Below are 19,890 nucleotides of genomic sequence, written 5' to 3'. Positions count from 1 at the left end.
CTATCTAGTCGGAAAATCAAACATGCAGTGGGAAATTGTCATTGGTCTTGAGGTACATACTCAATTGTCTACGCAATCCAAAATTTTTTCGGGCGCATCAATTGCTTACGGCGCGATGCCGAATACGCAAGCCTGTGCTGTAGATCTGGCGCTGCCAGGTGTATTACCGGTTTTGAATCGCGGTGCTGTCGAACATGCCATCAAACTAGGTCTTGCGGTCGGTGCAAAAATTAATTCACCTTCAATTTTTGCACGTAAAAATTACTTTTACCCTGATTTGCCCAAAGGCTACCAGATCAGCCAATATGAATTGCCGATTGTAGAGGGTGGCAATATCTGCATTCAAGTGGGCGAGACAGAAAAATACATCCGCTTGACACGTGCGCATCTGGAAGAAGATGCCGGTAAGTCGTTGCATGAGGATTTTCATGGCATGAGCGGTATCGATTTGAACCGCGCGGGTACTCCGTTGTTGGAAATTGTTTCGGAGCCTGATATGCGCAGCAGCGCAGAAGCGGTTGCGTATGCAAAAACGCTGCATGCATTGGTACGCTGGATAGGTATTTGCGACGGCAATATGCAGGAAGGTTCATTTCGTTGCGACGCCAATGTGTCGGTGCGGCCACGCGGTGTCGAAAAATTCGGTACGCGTTGTGAAATCAAGAATCTGAATTCGTTCCGTTTTCTGGAAAAAGCGATTGATTTTGAAGTCGATCGGCAAATAGATATTCTTGAAGATGGCGGTACAATCCGGCAGGAGACGCGGTTATACGATGCCAATAAGGACGAGACACGTACTATGCGCAGCAAGGAAGATGCCAACGATTACCGTTATTTCCCTGACCCAGACTTGTTACCGGTTGAAATTTCACCGGCGTGGATCGATCAGTTGAAAAGCGTTTTGCCTGAATTGCCTCAAGCGCGACGAGCGCGTTATATTTCTGAGTATGATTTGTCCGCCTATGATGCGTCCGTGTTGACAAGTTCTCGCGAAATAGCAGATTATTTCGAAGCGGTCGCGAAGCAATTGCCCGCGCAAGCCAAACTGTGTGCCAACTGGATTATGGGTGAAATCAGCGCACGGCTGAACAAGGAAGATATGGATATTACGGCCTGTCCGGTACCGCCTGAAAAACTGGCTGCGTTATTAGCGCGTATCCATGACGGCACCGTTTCCGGTAAAGCTGCCAAAACGGTTTTCGAATGTATGTGGTCGGGCGAGTTGGATCAGGATGTCGATGCCATTATTGAAACCAAAGGACTGAAACAGATTTCAGATAACAGTGCAATTGAGAAGCTGGTCGACGAAGTGCTGGCGGCCAATGAACAGCAGGTTGCCGACTATCGAAATGGCAAGGAAAAAGCATTTAATGCACTGGTCGGCCAGGTCATGAAAGCGACCAAAGGCCAAGCCAATCCGACGCAAGTAAATGCCATCCTCAAGAAAAAATTAAGTTAACAGGCCGTTGAAAAACGTTTTCGAGGCTGACAATACAAGACAAAAACAGGCGGCAAAATTGCTGCAAGCAGATTTTGGGCGCCTGAAAGCCGGCCTGATAGGCGAGACACATAATGTCTCGAGTAGAAAACGAGATTTATGCATAATAAATAAGTATTATGAGCATGGTATTAACGCTGCGGCGGCAACACGGGTAGTTATTCAACAGCCTTTCCTTTTAACTGTGTGACTGCAAAATGTACACAGGATTAATTAAGTTCAGCACGCAGGCTTTTAAGCTTTGATGAGCCGGGCTTGATATTTTCTGCGCGCTGCAAATAAACTCTGGCATTGTTTAGTTCATCTTCTGCAATCGCCTTCTCGACAAAATAAACATATATGTCGACCATTTTCTCTATTCCGGCGTGCGCCTTGGCATTATTCGGATCGATTGCCAGCACAGCTTGATAGTGTTCGTAGGCGTTATCACCTGCCGGTGTGGTCATGCGCAGTGCTTTGATGGCTTCTTCGGCAGCGGCCAAATGTTGTGAAATAGCATGATGCGATGCCGTGGATTGCATTTCATGCTCTTCATCATCTGCATCGCTCAGTGGTCGAATGTCTGCAAATTCGTCCCCGGCTGGTTGCGCCGGAGCTTCTTCTGCCAACAACGATTCGTCCAACTGATTCAGTGTTCCGGCCATTTTTGCAGCACTTGATTCAACTTCGTCCTGCAGGTTTTTTAATTGATCGGTTGCAGTTGCGATGTTTGCTTCCGGATTGTCCAGATCAACAATTAAATCTGAGGCATATTCGGACGATGCGTCGTATTCAGGATCGGGTTTATACATCTCGGTAAATTCAGATTTATTGTCGGCACCGGGAGTTCCTGCCGTATCTGTCGCACCCATAGCAATCTGACCGGCATCCTGCTGCGGCGAAGCAGGGGGCACCGCCCCTGCAACTGTGCCGCTGTCAATAGCTTCAATCGTGTCATCATTGTCTCGCGAAGACAACAGCTCAACTGCTGTCAAAGCGGCCACTATAACGATGCCACCTATCCAAAGTGCATTACTCGAATTCGCCATGAAAAGCTCCTTTTGTCATAAAAAAATGATACGTCACTAATATTGTACCCGAATGCGAGGTGCAATCAGCCATTGCGCTTATCCGTGCAGCTGTCAGGGTTAATTCTGCCCTGTTATGGGGTTTGCAGCAATAAAAAACTGATTTTCCTGTCATTATTTGTGATATGCGTTAATATTAGACTGGCCTGATGAATGTTTAGCAGGTTGTTGAAAAATATTTTCGAAGCAGCCGATGCAAGGCAAAAACGGGCGACATAATTGTTGCAAGCAGATTTTGAATGACTGAAGGCCAGCCTGTTAAGTATTATTCTGCATGGATTGACCAGCGTGATCAATTGCATGCAGTTTGGTTTTAAAAGCCGTAAAGTATTTCTGGAATGCCAATAATTGTACATCCAGATATTCTTCATTAAGTCCCTTAAGGCATTCTACCGCAACTTTTATCAGCATTCATGTTCCTTGATAATCGCCTGTGCAAATTGGGGAAAAGCGTGCAGCCGTTGCTCGCTTTGTCCATAGTTGTTGAGAATTTGTTCGCGTGTTTTGAGCGAAGCTTGATACAGGTTTAATGCATCACTGATATTGTCTTGTTGGAGGTGTATAGGCAACTATGATTTGAGAAGCAGACAGGTTGCGCCATCGCTTCGGCAGTTTATATGTCGCCGCACTTTTTCAATAAGTCGATGAGATCAAGTTGTGTCCAGAGATTGATTAAGCCGAAATCAATTAAAATAATCTGTTGGTAAATGTGCTTTGAATGGGTTTATACATTCAGTGGCGGGCTAATAAAAAAATTGTTGATAATAGTATTGCAACAAGTTGACCAGTAGTTGCATTTAGAAATCGGCTTCATTTTGCATGGGTGCTGCTTGTGTCAGCATTAACAGATAGAAAGTTTCCCGTTTATCTTCCGTCAACGCTTTATGCTTGCTTGGTTGCAGTCATTGTTTAGCGGATTGAACAAGCTTTCTGCAATGCAGCGCTTTATGTCTGACAGCCGGTCTATCCGTTCGCGCGCGAGATCATAAAAACGCGGTGGGGAATTTGTAGATGGCGGCGCTATAAAGCTGTTTTCCGACAACCCCATCGTTCTGTCAGTTCAGGAAAAGTTTCCTTAACAGTGTCCATAAACCGGTGCTGCCTTTTTTCACGTTCGGTAAGCGCAATTTCATGGAGTTTCAGATGATGTAGATTGGCGAGTAATGTGCACGGCGCTGCTTCATCGCGATTATGTAGATTTTCTGGATGATTCTGATTCTTCCGGGCCCGTTCTCGCTGAGTAAGACACAAAATTGAAACGTGCTGGCCTGTGTCAGTGCCTATTTGCCCCGCAATCATTGCAGTGCTTATTCACGTCTGTCAAATATCTGATCCCGATGTTGTTTCTGCAAGGATGAACGGTAGCGCGCCCAGTCAAAGTACGGGCCCGGATCAGTTTTGCGTCCTGGTGCAATATCCGCATGTCCGGCAATGTCGGTAATGGGATAGTGTTTGCGTAAACACTGGGTCAGCGCAGTTAATGTACTATATTGTGCATCGGTGAAAGGTGTAGTGTCGCTGCCTTCAAGTTCAATACCCAAAGAAAAATCATTGCACCGTTCTTTGTTGTTCCAGTTTGATACGCCGGCGTGCCAGGCGCGGCGCTGGCAGGGTACGAACTGAATGATTTCGCCATCACGGCGGATTAAGAAATGACTGGATACTTTTAATCCGGCGATAGTTGCGTAATAGGAATGTGCCTGTTGATTGAGTTGGTTGGTGAAAAGATCAATGATACCATTACCTTCAAATTCACCAGGTGGCAGGCTGATGCTGTGTATGACCAGCAAGGTGATTTCGACTCCCTCAGGACGGTCATCATAATTGGGGGAAGGGATAAATTGAAAGCCATCGTCGGAGTGATGAAGGCGGCCGCCGGAATCAATTTTCATGGAATTGTTCAAATTAATCAGTGTGAAATTATGTGTGTCTGATTGAATGATACCTGATAACAACATATTTTCTCTATAATCACGATCATGAAATCCGGTAAATTCATCACACTTGAAGGCATTGACGGCGCAGGCAAATCAACGCAACTTGATTTATTGGCTGCATTATTGCAGCAGAAAGGATTGCCGGTTGTGGTGACCCGGGAACCGGGCGGTACACCACTGGGTGAGCAACTGCGTACAGTGCTGCTTGACAAGTCAGTTACAATGCATGCTGAAACAGAAGCTCTGCTGATGTTTGCAGCGCGGCGCGAACATCTCGATAAAGTCATTGTTCCGGCGTTGAATGATGGAAGCTGGGTTATTTCCGATCGTTTTACCGATGCCAGTTTTGCCTACCAGGGTGGGGGCAGGGGGTTGAATTGGGAAAAGCTCGCGTTACTGGAGCAATGGGTACAGGATACCTTACAACCGGATTTGACGTTGTATTTTGACGTGCCTGTTGAACTGGGCCAGCAGCGTGTCAGTTCGGTGAAAACACCGGATCGTTTTGAACAGGAACAGAAGAATTTTTTTCAACGCGTGCGTGTTGCCTATCTCAGACGCGCGAATCAGTTTCCAGCGCGTATTCAGGTCATTGATGCGCGTCAATCTGTTACCGCTGTCAGCGCTGCAGTGGAACAGGCACTGGAAAAATTAATTGACGTAATAACCGATGGATAAGCTGTTTGCCTGGCAACAGGAAGTAGGGCAAAAATTAATGCGTAATCACGAGTTTCGTTGCCATGCTTTATTGCTGAAAGGTAAAAAAGGCATCGGTAAATTCACATTTGCCCGTTTTCTGGCTAAATCGCTACTATGTATGCAACCAGATGTGGACAATGCCGCTTGCGATAAATGCGCAAGTTGTGGTTGGTTTGAGCAACACACACATCCAAATTTTGCGCTGGTTATACCGCAGGCATTGTCCGCAGCCTTGGGTAATCACACCGAATACGTGGATAATTCAGCGCGCGAAGAGGCTGATGGTCCGACTGTCAGTGATAAAACAAAAAAAAAACCGGGTCAGCAAATCGGTGTTGATCAGATCCGCAAGCTGAATGACCTGGTGTATTTGTCAGGTCACCAGGACGGTTACAAAATCGTGTTGATTTATCCGGCGGAAGCCATGAATGCCGCCGCTGCTAATGCTTTATTAAAAAAACTCGAAGAACCGCCTGAAAAAACTTTCTTTATTCTGGTGTCGCACCAGCCACGACGTTTGTTGGCGACCGTCAGAAGCCGTTGCCAGCAAATCAATATGCCTATACCTGATGCGGATACAGCTGTGCGCTGGCTCAAGCAACAAGCCAATGACAGCAATGCGGCACAAAACATGCCCGCTTTGTTGGCAATGGCCGGTTATGCGCCGTTATCAGCCTTGTCATTTCAGGAAAATATAAAACAGCATCAGCAATTTATAGAGCAAATCAGCGCAGTTCAACAGTTTGATCCACTGGCGTTGGCTGAGTTATTGCAGAATCAGGATTTAACGATGACAGTTGATTGGCTGCAGAAATGGTGTTATGACCTGGCAAGTTGTCAGGCAACCGGGAAAGTGCGCTATCATCCTCATTTAGCGGGGCGTATTGGTGCAATGTGTCAACAGATTAGTCAGCAGGCATGCCTTGCATTTATAAATTTTTTGAACGTCCGCCAGCCATTATCCCGGCATCCTGTCAACGGCCGGTTGTTTCTGGAAGAAATTCTGATTAATTATGGGAAATTAATCGTTTCATCATCCTGTACGCCTGATTTTGTTTGACTCGAAGTGAAAGTGGTTTTTGCGCCAGATCAATCAATGTAAAACAATCCCCGGTGGCGCAGCATCTCCCAATCTGATGCATTATCGTGGCGACATATTCCAAACAGAAAAGAGGGCGGCAGTTCCGGGAATTTAAAACGCATATCGTAAAACCAATAGCAAAGCCTGTTATCCGAATGATCAATACGGTCAAGAGCAGGGTATTTGGAAAATTCCCTGAAAGGCTCAAATGCCGGATGCAGCCATGCATTTCGGATAGCTGCGTGTTGCACCGGGTTTTCTCCAAATTGTTGATATATCTGCCAGTTATTTTCCGAAACAGGACGATAAGCTGCAGCCATTTTTGATAAAGGCCATTTATCTGGGAAGTTTGAACGATGATTGTCGTTTTTTCTGAGATCGACAAGCGCGATGTGGTAGCTTTCACCTTCTCGGATGATGACTTTCCAGTGAAAAGGTGACAGGGGTTGTGGCAAGACACTGATGCGTGCATGTGGCAGCGTTTTAGCATGATGCTTTGCGATGCTGGTTGCTTGCGTGTGTAAAGTCCATAAAAATAAAACATAACCTGTTAACCCGATCAATGCGGTAATCGCGGCAGCGCGTTTGTCGGGACAAAACCATGAAGCTGACAGCCCTGCAATAATGATCAGGCTGAGCCAGGGATCAATAACAAATGCCAGTGGCAGCGCATAGCGCTCGGTTGAAAGTGGGGCAAACAACATGAGTCCGTATGAAGTGATTAAATCACCGGCAATATGAATGGTTAACCCCAGACAGGCGGGCAGATAAAATTCCCGCCATGCATAACAACCACGAAAAAACCGTGAAAACAGGTATGCGAGTAACCATGCCCATAGCGGTAGCATGATCAACGAGTGTGTCGGACCCTGATGCCAGTTTAAATAAGTCAGTGTATCCAGCAGCCGCAGGGCAAAGTCCAGGTCAGGAAAAGCTGCAGCGGCAAATCCGGTAGCAACCTGCCAGCGTAACGGTAAACGGGATGATCCGGCCAGTCCGCTACACTGTGATGAATTTGAGGCAGCAGCGGCTCTGGCGAGCAGTGCGCCGCTCAACGCATGCGTGAGCGGATCCATTTTTAGTCAGGCTTTGTTTGTGTTTCTGCTGCAACAGATTCTGCTGAGCGGATGGATGTAGACTTAGAAGCATCCATATGGGCAGCAGTCATTTTGGGAATGAGCTTGGTTTCACCTGCGGGTTTTGTTCCAGATTCGCCGCCGCTTCGAGTGTGTGTACTGCCATATACGGCATGATCCAGCATTTCGGCCAGTTGCAGATTCTGCTCCAGAAAAGTGCGAGTACGGTGTGAATTGGTGGATTCATCAAACATCCAGTGGGTAAACGTTGCCAGATACAGCGTGGTCAACGCTGTTTCTTCCAAAGCGCGGCGCAAAAAAGCCGCATCTCGCTGTGCTGCTTCACGCATCCATTGCACGGTACGGCTGACGCGCATTATTGCGGGAATCTGGATATGGATATGACCGGGTTCCAATTTGGCGCCGATCATTTGCCGGGTTACCTTGCGATGTGCGGCCATTGCATCAAGCCAGGCCATGACTAATTTTTGCAGGCGCGCACTCGGGTCTAAAGACAGAAAGCCGCTTTGTTCAGAAACCTCAAGCATGCAAGCATCGGCACGGTCAAACCAAGCATCGATTAAATCTTCTTTTTCACGAAAATGCAAGCGTATGTCATTGAGCGTAATATTGAGTTCAGTGGCTATATCAAAAAGCCGCACTGCTTCCCAGCATGAGCGCTCTGCAATGGCAACCGCTTTGTCAACGATCGCTTCACGGACGTCAAGATAATCCGTCATGATTTTTTCCTCCTGAGAAAGGATGATATCTTCACTGTCTGAGACTATAGCATATACCTTATAAGCGCTGCGCCTTATGTAGTAGAATTTCCTTTGCGCTCAATTATATGTTGTCATCCGGGCCTGCCGTGATGTGCGGATACGATACTGAGAAATTCGCGCCGGGTTTTTGGCCCAAAAGTTTCGAAACTGGGGTTGCTGACTTCACTGTAAACTGTTTTAAGTTTGGAGATGTTGTCACTGCGCAGCGTTTTCTGCATTTGCGGTACATCCAATCCATAGACTTTAGCGGCATTCTGGCCAAAAATCCGTTGGCGCATGCGAGGGGTAATGGCTGGATAACCATACTGTTCCTGAAACGATTCGCTGATCTGAAAACTGCGAAAGGCCTGAATTTGGTCCTGTGGACTGCCATACCAAAGCGCATCCGTGCCCCAGCAGATACGTTCTGCACCAAAGTATTGGATCAGTTTTCCCAGCAGATGAGCGGCCTGGTCCGGTTTGCTCATGAAATAACGCCATACGCTTCCAAGCTCCGCGTAGAGATTGCCTTTATTGGGACCAAAGCCATTTTCCTGATGCGCCTTGATGAGACGGTCGACCCCTTGTGCCGTATCCGGACGATAGGGACCTTCATCCACGCCTGCTTCAAAACCGGAGTGATAGCATATAAAGGTGACGTCTGGATATAGCCGTGCCGCGCGGGCAATGTCGGCAGGGTGTGAGTATTGATAGGCCATGCCGCCTAACGGCAGGCCACGATGCGCGCAGATTATTTTTACGTCGAGATCACGCGCTTTCTCAATCATGGGTATTCCGTAATCGGGGTCGTCCATAAAATATCCCGATCCGTTGGGACCCCACTGCGGGTAAATCTTCCATGCCGCAACACCATAATCTTTTGCCTGCGTTTCCATGAACTCGAGTCCACCCGGTTCATTTGGCATCACGCCGCCCTGAATGAGAATACGATGCTTTGCGCCGCTTGCAGCGGCAAGCTGGCGCGCTTCGGCTGCATAATCAATCGGCGTCGGATTACTGTCGCGTCCGCCCCAGAGCGCGGATACCACGCAGACATCCGTGTCGCTGTCCAGAAACACTTCTTTGATCATTTGTTCAGCCGAGTAGCAGTCAAATTGATCTCCTGCACATTTACGCCGCTGACTAAATACTTGGTTAAGTACGGTGGTCCAGCGTTGTCCGGATTTACCCTGAGTCCATTTTTCGGAAGGGTCGACACAATGATTCTGAATATCGAAAATAAACTCATCACCGCCAATACTGGCGTACGCAACCGACGAATCGTACGCCGCCTCTTGGGCAACTGAGAAATACCCGCCTGTTTGGCCGGAGCGCGCAAAAACCTGATTGAATGCAAGTAAAGTGGCAGCAGAGCCGGCCAGCGTTTTCAAGAACGTCCTCCGGCTTTTGCGAGTGGCTTTGGCCGCCTGGTCTACAACCTGATGCGCGGCGTGATTAGCCGCCTGTTCAGTTACTGTGAGTGGTTGCGGACAATATTCAGCATTGGTCGCAGTATCAATCTTGATGGGCAGTCGTTTGCCTTCCGGGTCAAAATCCATAATACACCTCAATTTATTAAATAAAGGAAAAATTTACACGGCTTGGTTGAGGGTTGTTAAAGGACTGGCCGAGTAATGTGGTCACAATTGATCTTGCTGGCTTGATCAATAACTATGAGAATAAAGTGTGTGTTTTGCAGAGTCTAACATACAAGGGGCTACAGCATAATAGCGCGGTAATTCAGGCACGAAGCGCAACATTTGTTGTTGTCGAGAGACTGATGATGTCAGCCTGCGAGCTTTGTGATAAATGACTTGTGCTGGATGCTTATTGAGGTGCAGCATTTATGGCGTTTTCATTATGTCTTTGAATTTTTCATTAATCAGGCATCAGGAATATATTTTTTAATGGACAAAGCAAATAACAATCATTATCATTATTATTATTGTTATTAACTTGTAGCCAATCAAAGACTGATATTGGTATAACCACCGTAATGTGAGAAAACTGTGTGCTGAGCACGCTAAATAATTATGGTTGGCTTCATCTGGACGAACCTGCCGGTTTTATGAGTCGGTAGTGGTCCGTTTTTGATGTTTAATTTGTATATTTGAGGCGGTGTTGAAGACTTCGCCTCTTTTAGTTGAGATTTAGTTAAAGCAATAAACCGAATACATTCTTGTTGCTATGTTTGTTCAATGTACAAATTTAGAACGAATTAAATTCAAAAATCCGCTTTCAATAATATTTTTTCAAGTTACAGATAGAAAGTGAGATTTTAATAATTACTCAGAAAAAATTCACAGCAGCCAGCCACCGCACCCATTTCCTGGGCAGGAAGCCAGCCATAAATTTTTAATATTGGTCCGTTTATTTAGGAGAAAAAAGTGCGGAGAAGTCTCCAATGGGTAATGTATGTTGCCATTAAATCGATTGTTGTGTCTTACCTGTTGCTCTTTATTTCTGGTCTGGTGCAGGCGCAGCAACAAGATCAATCGGTTACTACATTTAAAGAGCTGACTATCAAATCTGACTGGCTGGGTTATCCAACACCGGAAACAGTGAAGAGTCATCCGGGAGCGCGAACTGTAATTACCAACAAGGAACTGACGGAATCTGGTGCACGTACTGTGGAAGATGCGTTACGCAATGTGCCGGGTGTGCGAGTTTTTGATGAAAGTGGTACAGGAATTTTACCTAATATAGGGATACGCGGGCTCAGCCCGTTACGAAGCGAACAGGCGTTGATTCTGGTTGATGGGATACCTGTTACGCTTGCGCCTTATGGGCAAACCGGCCTGTCGTTGTTTCCGCTAACGATGAATGCTATAGAAAGCATCGATGTGGCGAGAGGCGGTGTTGCCGTTCATTATGGCCCTAATAACGTTGGCGGCGTTATTAATTTTGTAACAAAGCGAATTCCGGCAAAGAAAACAATGACTATACGAGAAACACTCTCTTTGTCGCCTTCCACTGAACGCATGCTGGCGGACAGCTATATTCGTGTGGGTGGTTTCGTTAACGATAAACTCGGACTGCAATTACAGGGTAATTTTATTAACGGCGACTCGATACGAGCACACTCCGATACGCAGGTTACCAATATCATGGCTGATGTAAACTGGTATCCCGCTAACAATATCGATATCAAAGGCAGTCTACAATATTATAAAACCAAGAATAATTTGCCCGGTGCATTAACACCCGAATCATATAAACAAGATCGCCACCAGTCCACTCGCCCGTTAGATCGATTTACAGGGGATACTTTGAGAGGGAGTTTGATTTATAACCAGTACTTTGATAATGGTGCTGAATTCAGCTGGACAAATTTTGCGCATCGCAGTGACCGACAGTTCTTCTTTGGTGATGCTCTGAATGCGGATGAGACGTCTACACTGGAACGATCCTCGCCAAGGGAATTTTTAGTGTATGGTAGTGAACCGCGGCTTTCTTTTTATATCAACAAGGGAATTAAGCAAAAAATTTCTATCGGCGCACGTTATATGCGTGAAGAGGTTGATTACATTGTTGATGCGCGTGATTTATTGACAAATGAATTTAGCGTTGCACGTGACTGGCGTTTTGGTAATCATGCTTTTGCTGCTTATATTAGCGATACGTTTTTTCTTTTCGATGACAAGTTGAAGATCACGCCAGGCGTCCGCCGCGAGCAGGTGTATCTGGATTTTCGTAATAATCAAACCGGTTCTAAAGAGAGCAATCCAACCAAAGACTGGTTGCCGGGGGTCGATGTTGGTTATCAGATCACTGATGCCATATTTTTATTTGGCAACTTTCATGAATCGCTGCGTCCGGTACAGTTTACACAGATCACATTTGGAGGAGCCCAGGCTGCCGAACGGGCAGATAATTTTGAGGTGGGGCTTCGTTTGACTCCGCTTCAAAACATTGGCGTCAATCTTGCTGCCTTTCGCATAGATTTTGACAACAAACTGGAATTTGTAAGTCAGGATGTGGGTTTTCGAAATCTTGGAAAATCTCGCCATCAAGGTATTGAAACTGAATTTACGTGGCAACCGAAACAGATTGACGGGCTCGATCTCAGAACGGGTTACACCTATATTGATACGGAACAGCGTTCAGGTCAATTTAAAGGCAATGAACTTCCTTTGGCAGCACATCACCAGCTTAACTTCTGGGCTAATTATAGTCGCGCAGACTGGAACTGGAACCTGAATGGTCTTTATCAAAGCAAGTCATTTAGCGATGGCGCTAATACGCTGATCGAAAATGAAGAAGGTTCCATCGGGAGAATTCCATCGTTCTGGGTATGGAATGCACAAATAACCCGTAATTTTCGCTGGGATAAAAGAAAAATCAAAGCGGGTCTGGCGATCAATAACATGTTCAATCATCACTATTTTTTCAGAGGTGTTGATTTTAGTCGAGGCCGTATGCCTGCGCCAGGACGAACATTATTATTCACAGCCCAACTTGATTTTTAAAAGGAGCAGTTGTCATGCGAGAGATAATTATTTTAACTCATGTAATAACTGATTCCGTTAATACCGGATTTATACCGGCAGCGCAACGCCTTGGATTGTCTGTAGTGCTGCTGACCGATAACGCAGAAGCGCATCGAGAATATTTCAGTCAATCCACGTTATCAGCTTACCCTGCAGCAATTTTTAGCTGTGACGTGTTCAATCCGCTTGCTGTAATCGAAGCGGTTACACGCCGCCCCCAGAAACCAGCAGCTATTTTTTCTAACAGTGATCACTTGCAGACAAGTACCGCGATTGCTGCAGATTATTTCGGTTTACCTTGCAAAAACTGGCATGTTACATATCGCGCTAAACATAAAGCGGAAATGCGCGCCGAACTACAGCGCCGAGGGATTGATGGACTTTGGTACGCAGTGGTATCCAATAAGACGGAACTTGAGCAAATTTTGGACAGTATTCCGTTTCCATGCATTACCAAGCCATGCGAAGGCGTTGCCAGTCAACAAGTGAGTCTCATTTATTACCGGACTGAACTCAAGACGCAATGTGCTGCGGCCTGGAATATTCATCCGGGCCAATCATTGCTCATTGAGGAGTACATTGAGGGCCCGCTTTATACGCTGGAAACGCTTGGTGATAATGAAAGGCTTCATGTGCTGGGTGGTTTTCAGGTGAAATTGTCACCACCGCCTCATTTTATCGAACTGGAAGCAAGCTGGGGGACTGGACTCACTGTGGAACAGGAAACCGAGGTGTTAAACATTATTCGCAACTTCGGTATTGGTTTTGGCGCTTGTCACACAGAATTCGTCATGACAGGTGCAGGCCCCCGTTTAATTGAGATTAATTATCGCAATATCGGTGATTATCGCGAATTTATGCTGCAGGATGCGCTTGATATTCCATTATTTGAACTTGTTCTGAGGCTTTATCTTGGGGAGTCGCTTCCACATATGAATTTTTCACCAGGTGCGGCTTTGATTCGTTATTTTACCGCAAGTTCTGGTGGCCGCCTTCTTTATGCGCCTGAGCCATTTTTTCAACAAGTCGAAGATATTCAGATCACCTTCAAACCACTGCGTGCGATTGGAGATATGATCAATTTGACAAACTCTAATAAGGACTATCTCGGTGTTTTACGCGGTACGGGCTTAGATGCTCAGTACTTGTGTCAGGAAATGAGCCGTATCGGCGAGCAATTGGTATGGGAAATCGACTCATGAAGGCAATCATGTATGGCGAGACAAATGAATTTCCTGTGATGCATGAGCACGCCGATCATGCGCAGTATATTTATCAACGTGTGGTGGATACTTTGTTGCGTGAAAATGTTCGGGACTGTATTGATCAGGCGGAAGTAATGCCGGGTGATGCGCTGTCGACAAAGTGGGGCATGCACCTGAAAGGATATCATCAGTGGCTCAAAATCAGTCATTTCGGTGATGGAAATATATGGATTCCAGTAGCTCAAACCACGTTTATGCAACGTTGGCGTGGAGTCGGATTGCCATTGTTATGGCAGAAAGATAATAAAGTTGAGGAGATGTATACGCTGGATGACCTTATTGCGTGCTTTTCTCAAGGCTTGGGTCCGGCTGCTGTGTCAGCTTTTAAAGTATTTGCAGAAGAATGTAAACTAGCTGTGGAACATCGACAGATCTGCGAAAATGAGCGTGAGCGCTGGTTTAATGAATACAACGCACTGAATGGTAAAGTAACGGGCGCTGAGTTGCCGAGTTGGGCATCCCGTCTGATACACTACGATCGGCTTGGCGCATTTCTTGATCATCCCTTTTATCCGACTGCACGTGCCAAACCAGGGTTTGATTTTAAATCGCTTGCTGCTTACAGCCCGGAATTCCAGAATAAGTTTCTGATCCATTGGCTGGCAGTACCAAACGCATTTTTTTATCCAAGCGAATTTAACAAACAAGTTTTGCCACAATTATGGCCTTCATTTGATACCATCGGCTTGCCTGCTGCGCTGGCAGATACGCACGACCTTATTCCGGTCCATCCATTCGTGTGGGAATATCAACTTGAAGATCTACTAAGTGCGGCTGCAATACCTAACGTCATTCGAGCGCCTAAGCCTTATCTTACGGTCGCGCCTACTTTATCTGTACGCACGGTAATACTGCTTGATATGCCGGAATGGCATCTAAAATTGCCGTTGACTATCCGCACTCTGGGTGCAAAAAACATTCGTACCATTAAGCCGAGTACGATTCATGATGGACATTGCATCCAGTCTTTACTTTCCGGTATTGCAGCCAGTGAGCCGTCGGTTGCTAACCGTCTGGTGCTGACTGAGGAAGATTGTGGCGGACACGCGGATCATCAGATGTTTTTGGGTTATATCCTCCGTCGTTATCCAGTCGAAAGCCTGAGTAACAGCACGCTTATTCCGGTGGCCGCGCTACTGGCGAAAACACCTGCCGGCAAAACGGTGATTGAGGAGGCAGCAGAGAAATATTATGACGGGAATCTGGAATTATTCTGGAATGATTACCTTGAACTTACACTGCGTTTCCATTTATTACTCTGGCTACGCTATGGGATTGCGCTGGAGTCGAATCAGCAGAATTCGGTTGTTGTCTTGAGTCAGGAAAGTCCACGCTTGCGTTTGCTCTTGAAAGACAACGATGCGGCGCGTATTCATTTTGACTATCTGACCATGCGTTGGCCATATTTGGCAACGCATGTGGCCAACCTGCAGGATCGGCGCATTATTGTTTCTGACACATTGCCGCTTGGGCAGATGTTTGCGACCATTACCTTGCAGCTCAATATTGCCGTGCTGGTAGAGGGTATCGGACCTATTCTTGGTTTGTCCGTCAATACTTTGTATTCTCAGGTCAGGCGGCGAATTGATGTTGTGCTGAAAGAATTGATGGCGGAAGGTGAAGATGTTTCATTCGCCCGTCAACTGCTGCTGAAGAATGATCGACTCTATATAAAATACTTGCTGACCGCGGCTACGCTGGCGGAGAAAAACGAGACAGGTGCAAATGATGTTAACAAATTTTATGGTATGAGCTCACCCAATTTTTTGAGGGTGATATGAATAAAAATCAGCGTCATATTGTTACTACAATTATGATTTGCCACTTTGTCGCGGCCTTTGCGGCACTTGGTATGCCACCTTATTTTGCATTGATACTGGATAAATCATTACACAGTGAAGAAGTTTATCTGGCTGGCTGGTTTTACGTCGTGCCGACATTTTTTGCAGCAATAAGCAGTCCCTGGTGGGGGAAGCTGGCGGACAGGTATGGTAAAAAACCGCTGTTGCTACGTGCTCAGATCGGGCTGGCGGGCAGCTTTTTGCTGGCAGGATTTGCTCCTAACACTTGGGTGTTTTTTGTTGCATTGTCCTTACAGGGACTGCTTGGTGGAACTTTTGCCGCATCTAACGCTTATTTGGCAACAGTAGTCAATGGCGCGCTGCTTGCCAACAGCCTGACATTAATGCAGTGGTCTGCCCGTGCGGCACTCGTTATTGCGCCAGTTGGGTTGGGTCTGTTCATTATGATTGATTCCCCGCTGGAGTTATACCGTTATCTGGCTTTGTTGCCGCTAATTGCCGCTGTTTGTATTGTCTTGCTGCCGAATTATTCTGTGCAACCGGAATCGGTTCCGACCTTACAGAGTAAAAGCAAAGCGCCCGAAGTAACGCCGACAGAATTATACCTGCTGCAGTTTGCATTCATTTTTGCTACTGTCATTACTTTTCCTTATTTTGTACCTTTTATTCAGATGAGTACTGAATCAGATATGCCAGCAGTAGCTGGTTTATTGTTCGGACTCCCACACCTTGTTTATTTATTGATTGCAATTCCGTTAAGTCGAAATCGATGGCAATACGAGCCGGTGCGCATGCTGTCTGTCTCCTATTTTCTGTTTGCTTTATCCCTGTTCGGTCAAGCGTTGTTTCCTTCATTATTTTCGGTAATGGCCTGGCGTATCTTAATGGGATTCAGTATGACGTTGGGGTTTATCGGTTTGCATGTTTTGATTGTAGGCATTGTGCGCTGTGACAATGCCGGACGTACGTTCGGATGGTTCGAAAGCAATTCTAAGTGGGGAGCAGTTGCTGCCGGTTTAGTAGCGGGTGTTGCTGTACAGGCTATTGATATGAAGGCGCCTTTCTTTATCGGTGCTTTGATTATGTTTATTGCCGGTTGTCATCTGGCTGGATTGACATTATGCCGGGAGCGGCTAAGTGATTCATAGTAATAATTAATAGGAGAAGTCATGCACTTAAATAACTTGGCAGAAGTTATCGATTCTGATGTGATAGCGCAACAAGAAGCAGGCCGACGCACCATGGAAACGCTGTTAAATTGTTACTGTCGTGAGGTGGCAGGTCCAGATGGACATTTAAACGTAGGGCCTTTGTTCAGTCAGAATGATAATCCGGCGTCTGTACGTTTGGCTTTACAACGTAGCGGTGGCCGTATTCTACATATTTACCTGCCATTTACCGGGAATCGCCTGTTAACGGTGGTCAGTGGCGCTTCGACTACTGGCAACTTTCGCTATCAATCTCCATTTTATCATAAGTCTTTCGGAAAACCCTGGATCGTGTTGGATTGGCAGATGCTTGTGGGGTTTTTGTTAAATGAGCTGTCATTGAAATATAGCGTACCTTTAAACAAAGAATTGATGCAACAGATACATGACAGCGTTGCCGTGACAGCCGCCATATTGAGCACATTCAATCCACGATCTTTTTCGCAGCAATCCTTGCTGGCATTCATTGAATCCGAGCAGTCGCTGGTTTATGGGCATCCCTTTCATCCTGCGCCCAAAAGTCGCCAGGGCGTAACCGATAAAGATATGCGGCGATATTCCCCGGAAATGGGTGCGAGCTTTCCGTTACATTATTTTGCAGTGCGGCGGGAATTTATAATGCAAAGGTCAGTGATTTCTGAAACATGTGATGAGATAATTGCGGCACAGGCACCTGACAGTATTATTCGAAACGATGAGTTTGCTCTGATCCCAACTCATCCATGGCAGGCGCGTTATCTGCTCACTCATCCCAGTGTTAAAACGGCTATCCGGGATGGTTATATTCGTAATGTGGGACAACAAGGCGAGCATTATTATCCTACTTCGTCGATCCGAACGTTGTTTAACCCTGAAAACCCATATTTTTATAAATGTTCCTTGAATATTCGGATTACCAACTGCGTGCGCAAGAACGCAGTTTATGAACTTGAGGGTGCCGTAAAAATAACTGAGGTCATGCGTACCTTGATGCCCGGTTTGAGGCGAGAATTTCCGAATATCCAGATACTTGAGGAGCCGGCATTTATTTCAATAGACTTGGAATCAGGTAATTCTCAGCAGGATAAGGAAGTGACTGAAGGGTTTGGTATGATTCTGCGACAGAATTTTAATCAAGTCGCGTTACCCGGTGTAACACCGCTGTTAGCAGGTGCTTTATTCGGTAACCATGTCTATGGTGAAGCCCGTCTTCATGAATTGCTCACGGATATGAGACAACGGAACGATATGTCCTTTGAGGCAGCGGCTGAGCAATGGTTCTCAAGCTATGTTGCTGAAATCATGTATCCGGTCCTTTATTGTTATTTTGCACATGGCATCATCTTTGAGCCGCACTTGCAAAATGTACTGATTGGACTGATTGAGGGAGAACCGAGACAGATCTTTTTACGGGATTTTGAGGGTGTCAAGCTGGTGCAAGAACGTTATGACGAAAAGCAACTGGAGACCATCAGCTCACGTGCACGTGAAGCACTTTGGTACAGCGGTGATCAGGGATGGAAACGGGTCTGCTATTGCCTGTTTGTCAATAATTTATGTGAAGCAATCAACCAACTCAGTACAGGAAAGCCGGCAATGCAGAATCGTTTATGGTCGGTGGTGCGTCATCATTTGTATGCTTATCAAAGACATTACGGCGACAGCGTCTCAGCACGCCGCGTCAATGCATTACTGAGTGGTGAACCATTTCCAGGCAAAGCTAATTTGATCAACCGTTTTTTTAAGCGACCAGATCGTGCGTTTGACTACTTGCCGGTCAATAATCCATTAGGCTCTTTAATGGAGGGTTGCGTGTGAAGTTGAGATTGTCGGAGGTTTTTGCAAGTATTCGAGATGCAGAAGACAAAGCCGATGAGCCAATATGTGCCTATGTATATGACTTGAAAGCCTTACGCCAACATGTGATCGGACTTGTTAATACATTGCCGGATAATTGCAAGTTGTTCTATGCAATAAAAGCAAACTCCGATTTGCCTGTTTTAAAGACATTGGCGCCACTGGTAAATGGCTTTGAGGTTTCGTCTGGCGGCGAACTGGACTGGGTGCGTGAACATTTTGCCGATATTCCGGTAGTCTTTAGCGGACCAGGCAAGCTAGATCGGGAACTCAGTAGCGCGATTGAATATAACGTTGAGTGTTTGCATATCGAAAGTTTTAACGAATTACAGCGACTGGCCGAGATTGCACAGCGGGTTGGCCAGGTGGCGGCGATACTGTTGCGCGTCAACTTGCCGGTTGACAATCTGGTGAAATCCAGCTTGATTATGGGCGGGAAACCCACGCCGTTTGGAATTCATATCCAGCAGTTAAAAGAATGTCTGAGTTGGTTGCGGGTTCATCCTGAAATTCAATTGCGTGGTTTTCATTTTCATTTGCTATCACACCAGTTAAATGCCCAAGCTCATTTGAAATTACTGGAAACCTATCAGTTACAGGTGCGCCAATGGTGCGACGAATATGATTTGAACATTGATCATGTCAATGTTGGTGGTGGTATCGGCATCAATTACCGGCAGCCTGAGCAGCAATTTGACTGGGAGACTTTCAGCACCGGATTGGCAACATTGTTAGACAATGATGTGTTATCCGGGGTTGATATTCGATTTGAATTGGGACGTTATATTACTGCGGCATGCGGCTACTATGTGATGCAGGTCATCGATATCAAGCACAGTTATGGCAAGAATTTTCTGATCGGCAGAGGTGGTACGCATCATTTCCGTACGCCCTATGCACAGGGCCATAGCCACCCATTCCATGTGTTACCAGTCCATGCATGGTCCCATACCTATACGCGGCCAAAAATTTCAAATGAAAAGGTAAGTATTGTGGGTCAATTATGTACACCGAAAGATTTGTTGGCATTCGATGCCCCAGTTAAATCGGTATGCTGTGGAGATTTGCTGGTATTTCCTTATGCAGGTGCATATGCCTGGAATATTTCCCACCATGATTTTTTGCGACATCCATACCCGATGAAATGGTACTTGCCTGTGGAGTAATCAG

16 protein-coding genes and 1 pseudogene are annotated in these 19,890 nt (G+C 46.1%); 9 read left to right on the top strand and 8 right to left on the bottom strand.

The annotated features are described in order from the left end of the window. Positions 1–16: 16 nt before the first annotated feature. Positions 17–1,459: pseudogene (gene gatB / locus C8R11_RS05610) on the top strand (Asp-tRNA(Asn)/Glu-tRNA(Gln) amidotransferase subunit GatB); the annotation flags it as partial. A gap of 248 nt (positions 1,460–1,707) precedes the next feature. On the opposite strand, the gene C8R11_RS05600 reads toward gatB, so the two are convergent. The 5 genes from C8R11_RS05600 to ampD all read right to left on the bottom strand — a co-directional run bounded on the left by C8R11_RS05600 (position 1,708) and on the right by ampD (position 4,457). Continuing rightward, positions 1,708–2,526: a hypothetical protein gene (locus C8R11_RS05600; protein WP_107794831.1), complete on the bottom strand. Its 819-nt coding sequence runs from the start codon at positions 2,524–2,526 to the stop codon at positions 1,708–1,710. A 297-nt stretch (positions 2,527–2,823) separates the two neighbouring features. Then, positions 2,824–2,976, bottom strand: coding sequence for a hypothetical protein (locus tag C8R11_RS16105; protein WP_181258171.1), 153 nt, complete (start codon positions 2,974–2,976; stop codon positions 2,824–2,826). Further along, positions 2,970–3,134, bottom strand: a complete 165-nt coding sequence (locus C8R11_RS16100) for a hypothetical protein (RefSeq protein ID WP_181258170.1) — start codon at positions 3,132–3,134, stop codon at positions 2,970–2,972. The genes C8R11_RS16105 and C8R11_RS16100 overlap by 7 nt, the downstream gene beginning before the upstream one ends. Positions 3,135–3,585: 451 nt before the next feature. Beyond that, positions 3,586–3,864: a hypothetical protein gene (locus tag C8R11_RS05595; protein WP_107794830.1), complete on the bottom strand. Its 279-nt coding sequence runs from the start codon at positions 3,862–3,864 to the stop codon at positions 3,586–3,588. Between the two features lie 8 nt (positions 3,865–3,872). Further along, complete coding sequence (ampD, locus tag C8R11_RS05590) at positions 3,873–4,457, bottom strand: 1,6-anhydro-N-acetylmuramyl-L-alanine amidase AmpD (RefSeq protein WP_181258169.1); 585 nt, start codon at positions 4,455–4,457, stop codon at positions 3,873–3,875. An 87-nt stretch (positions 4,458–4,544) separates the two neighbouring features. Between ampD and tmk the strand changes: the two genes are divergently transcribed. Further along, complete coding sequence (tmk, locus tag C8R11_RS05585; RefSeq protein ID WP_107794829.1) at positions 4,545–5,180, top strand: dTMP kinase; 636 nt, start codon at positions 4,545–4,547, stop codon at positions 5,178–5,180. Then, positions 5,173–6,261, top strand: a complete 1,089-nt coding sequence (gene holB, locus C8R11_RS05580) for a DNA polymerase III subunit delta' (RefSeq protein ID WP_107794828.1) — start codon at positions 5,173–5,175, stop codon at positions 6,259–6,261. The genes tmk and holB overlap by 8 nt, the downstream gene beginning before the upstream one ends. A gap of 29 nt (positions 6,262–6,290) precedes the next feature. On the opposite strand, the gene C8R11_RS05575 is transcribed toward holB, so the two are convergent. The 3 genes from C8R11_RS05575 to C8R11_RS05565 all read right to left on the bottom strand — a co-directional run bounded on the left by C8R11_RS05575 (position 6,291) and on the right by C8R11_RS05565 (position 9,678). Continuing rightward, positions 6,291–7,358, bottom strand: a complete 1,068-nt coding sequence (locus C8R11_RS05575; protein ID WP_107794827.1) for a metal-dependent hydrolase — start codon at positions 7,356–7,358, stop codon at positions 6,291–6,293. Between the two features lie 2 nt (positions 7,359–7,360). After that, on the bottom strand, positions 7,361–8,098 hold the full coding sequence (locus C8R11_RS05570; protein ID WP_181258168.1) for a TetR/AcrR family transcriptional regulator: 738 nt from the start codon (positions 8,096–8,098) through the stop codon (positions 7,361–7,363). Positions 8,099–8,211: 113 nt separating this feature from the next. Continuing rightward, positions 8,212–9,678, bottom strand: coding sequence for an amidohydrolase family protein (locus C8R11_RS05565; protein ID WP_107794826.1), 1,467 nt, complete (start codon positions 9,676–9,678; stop codon positions 8,212–8,214). 828 nt (positions 9,679–10,506) lie between these two features. On the opposite strand from C8R11_RS05565, the gene C8R11_RS05555 reads away from it, so the two are divergent. From C8R11_RS05555 to C8R11_RS05530, 6 genes are read left to right on the top strand one after another with little or no spacing between them, the layout of a single operon-like run. After that, entirely contained in the window at positions 10,507–12,588 is a 2,082-nt protein-coding gene (locus C8R11_RS05555) for a TonB-dependent receptor family protein (protein ID WP_244907556.1), read from the top strand. Positions 12,589–12,602: 14 nt separating this feature from the next. Continuing rightward, positions 12,603–13,811: an ATP-grasp domain-containing protein gene (locus tag C8R11_RS05550; protein ID WP_107794823.1), complete on the top strand. Its 1,209-nt coding sequence runs from the start codon at positions 12,603–12,605 to the stop codon at positions 13,809–13,811. Beyond that, entirely contained in the window at positions 13,808–15,655 is a 1,848-nt protein-coding gene (locus tag C8R11_RS05545) for an IucA/IucC family protein (protein ID WP_219908545.1), read from the top strand. The genes C8R11_RS05550 and C8R11_RS05545 overlap by 4 nt, the downstream gene beginning before the upstream one ends. Next, on the top strand, positions 15,652–16,824 hold the full coding sequence (locus tag C8R11_RS05540) for an MFS transporter (RefSeq protein ID WP_107794822.1): 1,173 nt from the start codon (positions 15,652–15,654) through the stop codon (positions 16,822–16,824). The genes C8R11_RS05545 and C8R11_RS05540 overlap by 4 nt, the downstream gene beginning before the upstream one ends. Positions 16,825–16,845: 21 nt before the next feature. Next, positions 16,846–18,681: an IucA/IucC family protein gene (locus tag C8R11_RS05535; RefSeq protein WP_107794821.1), complete on the top strand. Its 1,836-nt coding sequence runs from the start codon at positions 16,846–16,848 to the stop codon at positions 18,679–18,681. Then, entirely contained in the window at positions 18,678–19,886 is a 1,209-nt protein-coding gene (locus C8R11_RS05530) for a type III PLP-dependent enzyme (RefSeq protein WP_107794820.1), read from the top strand. The genes C8R11_RS05535 and C8R11_RS05530 overlap by 4 nt, the downstream gene beginning before the upstream one ends. The last annotated feature ends 4 nt before the right edge of the window (positions 19,887–19,890 follow it).

It is taken from the genome of Nitrosomonas aestuarii (assembly GCF_003046585.1).
Taxonomy (GTDB): Bacteria; Pseudomonadota; Gammaproteobacteria; order Burkholderiales; family Nitrosomonadaceae; genus Nitrosomonas; species Nitrosomonas aestuarii.
The sequence above is the reverse complement of the archived record's forward strand: the minus strand, read 5'-3'. Positions and strand labels throughout refer to the sequence as shown.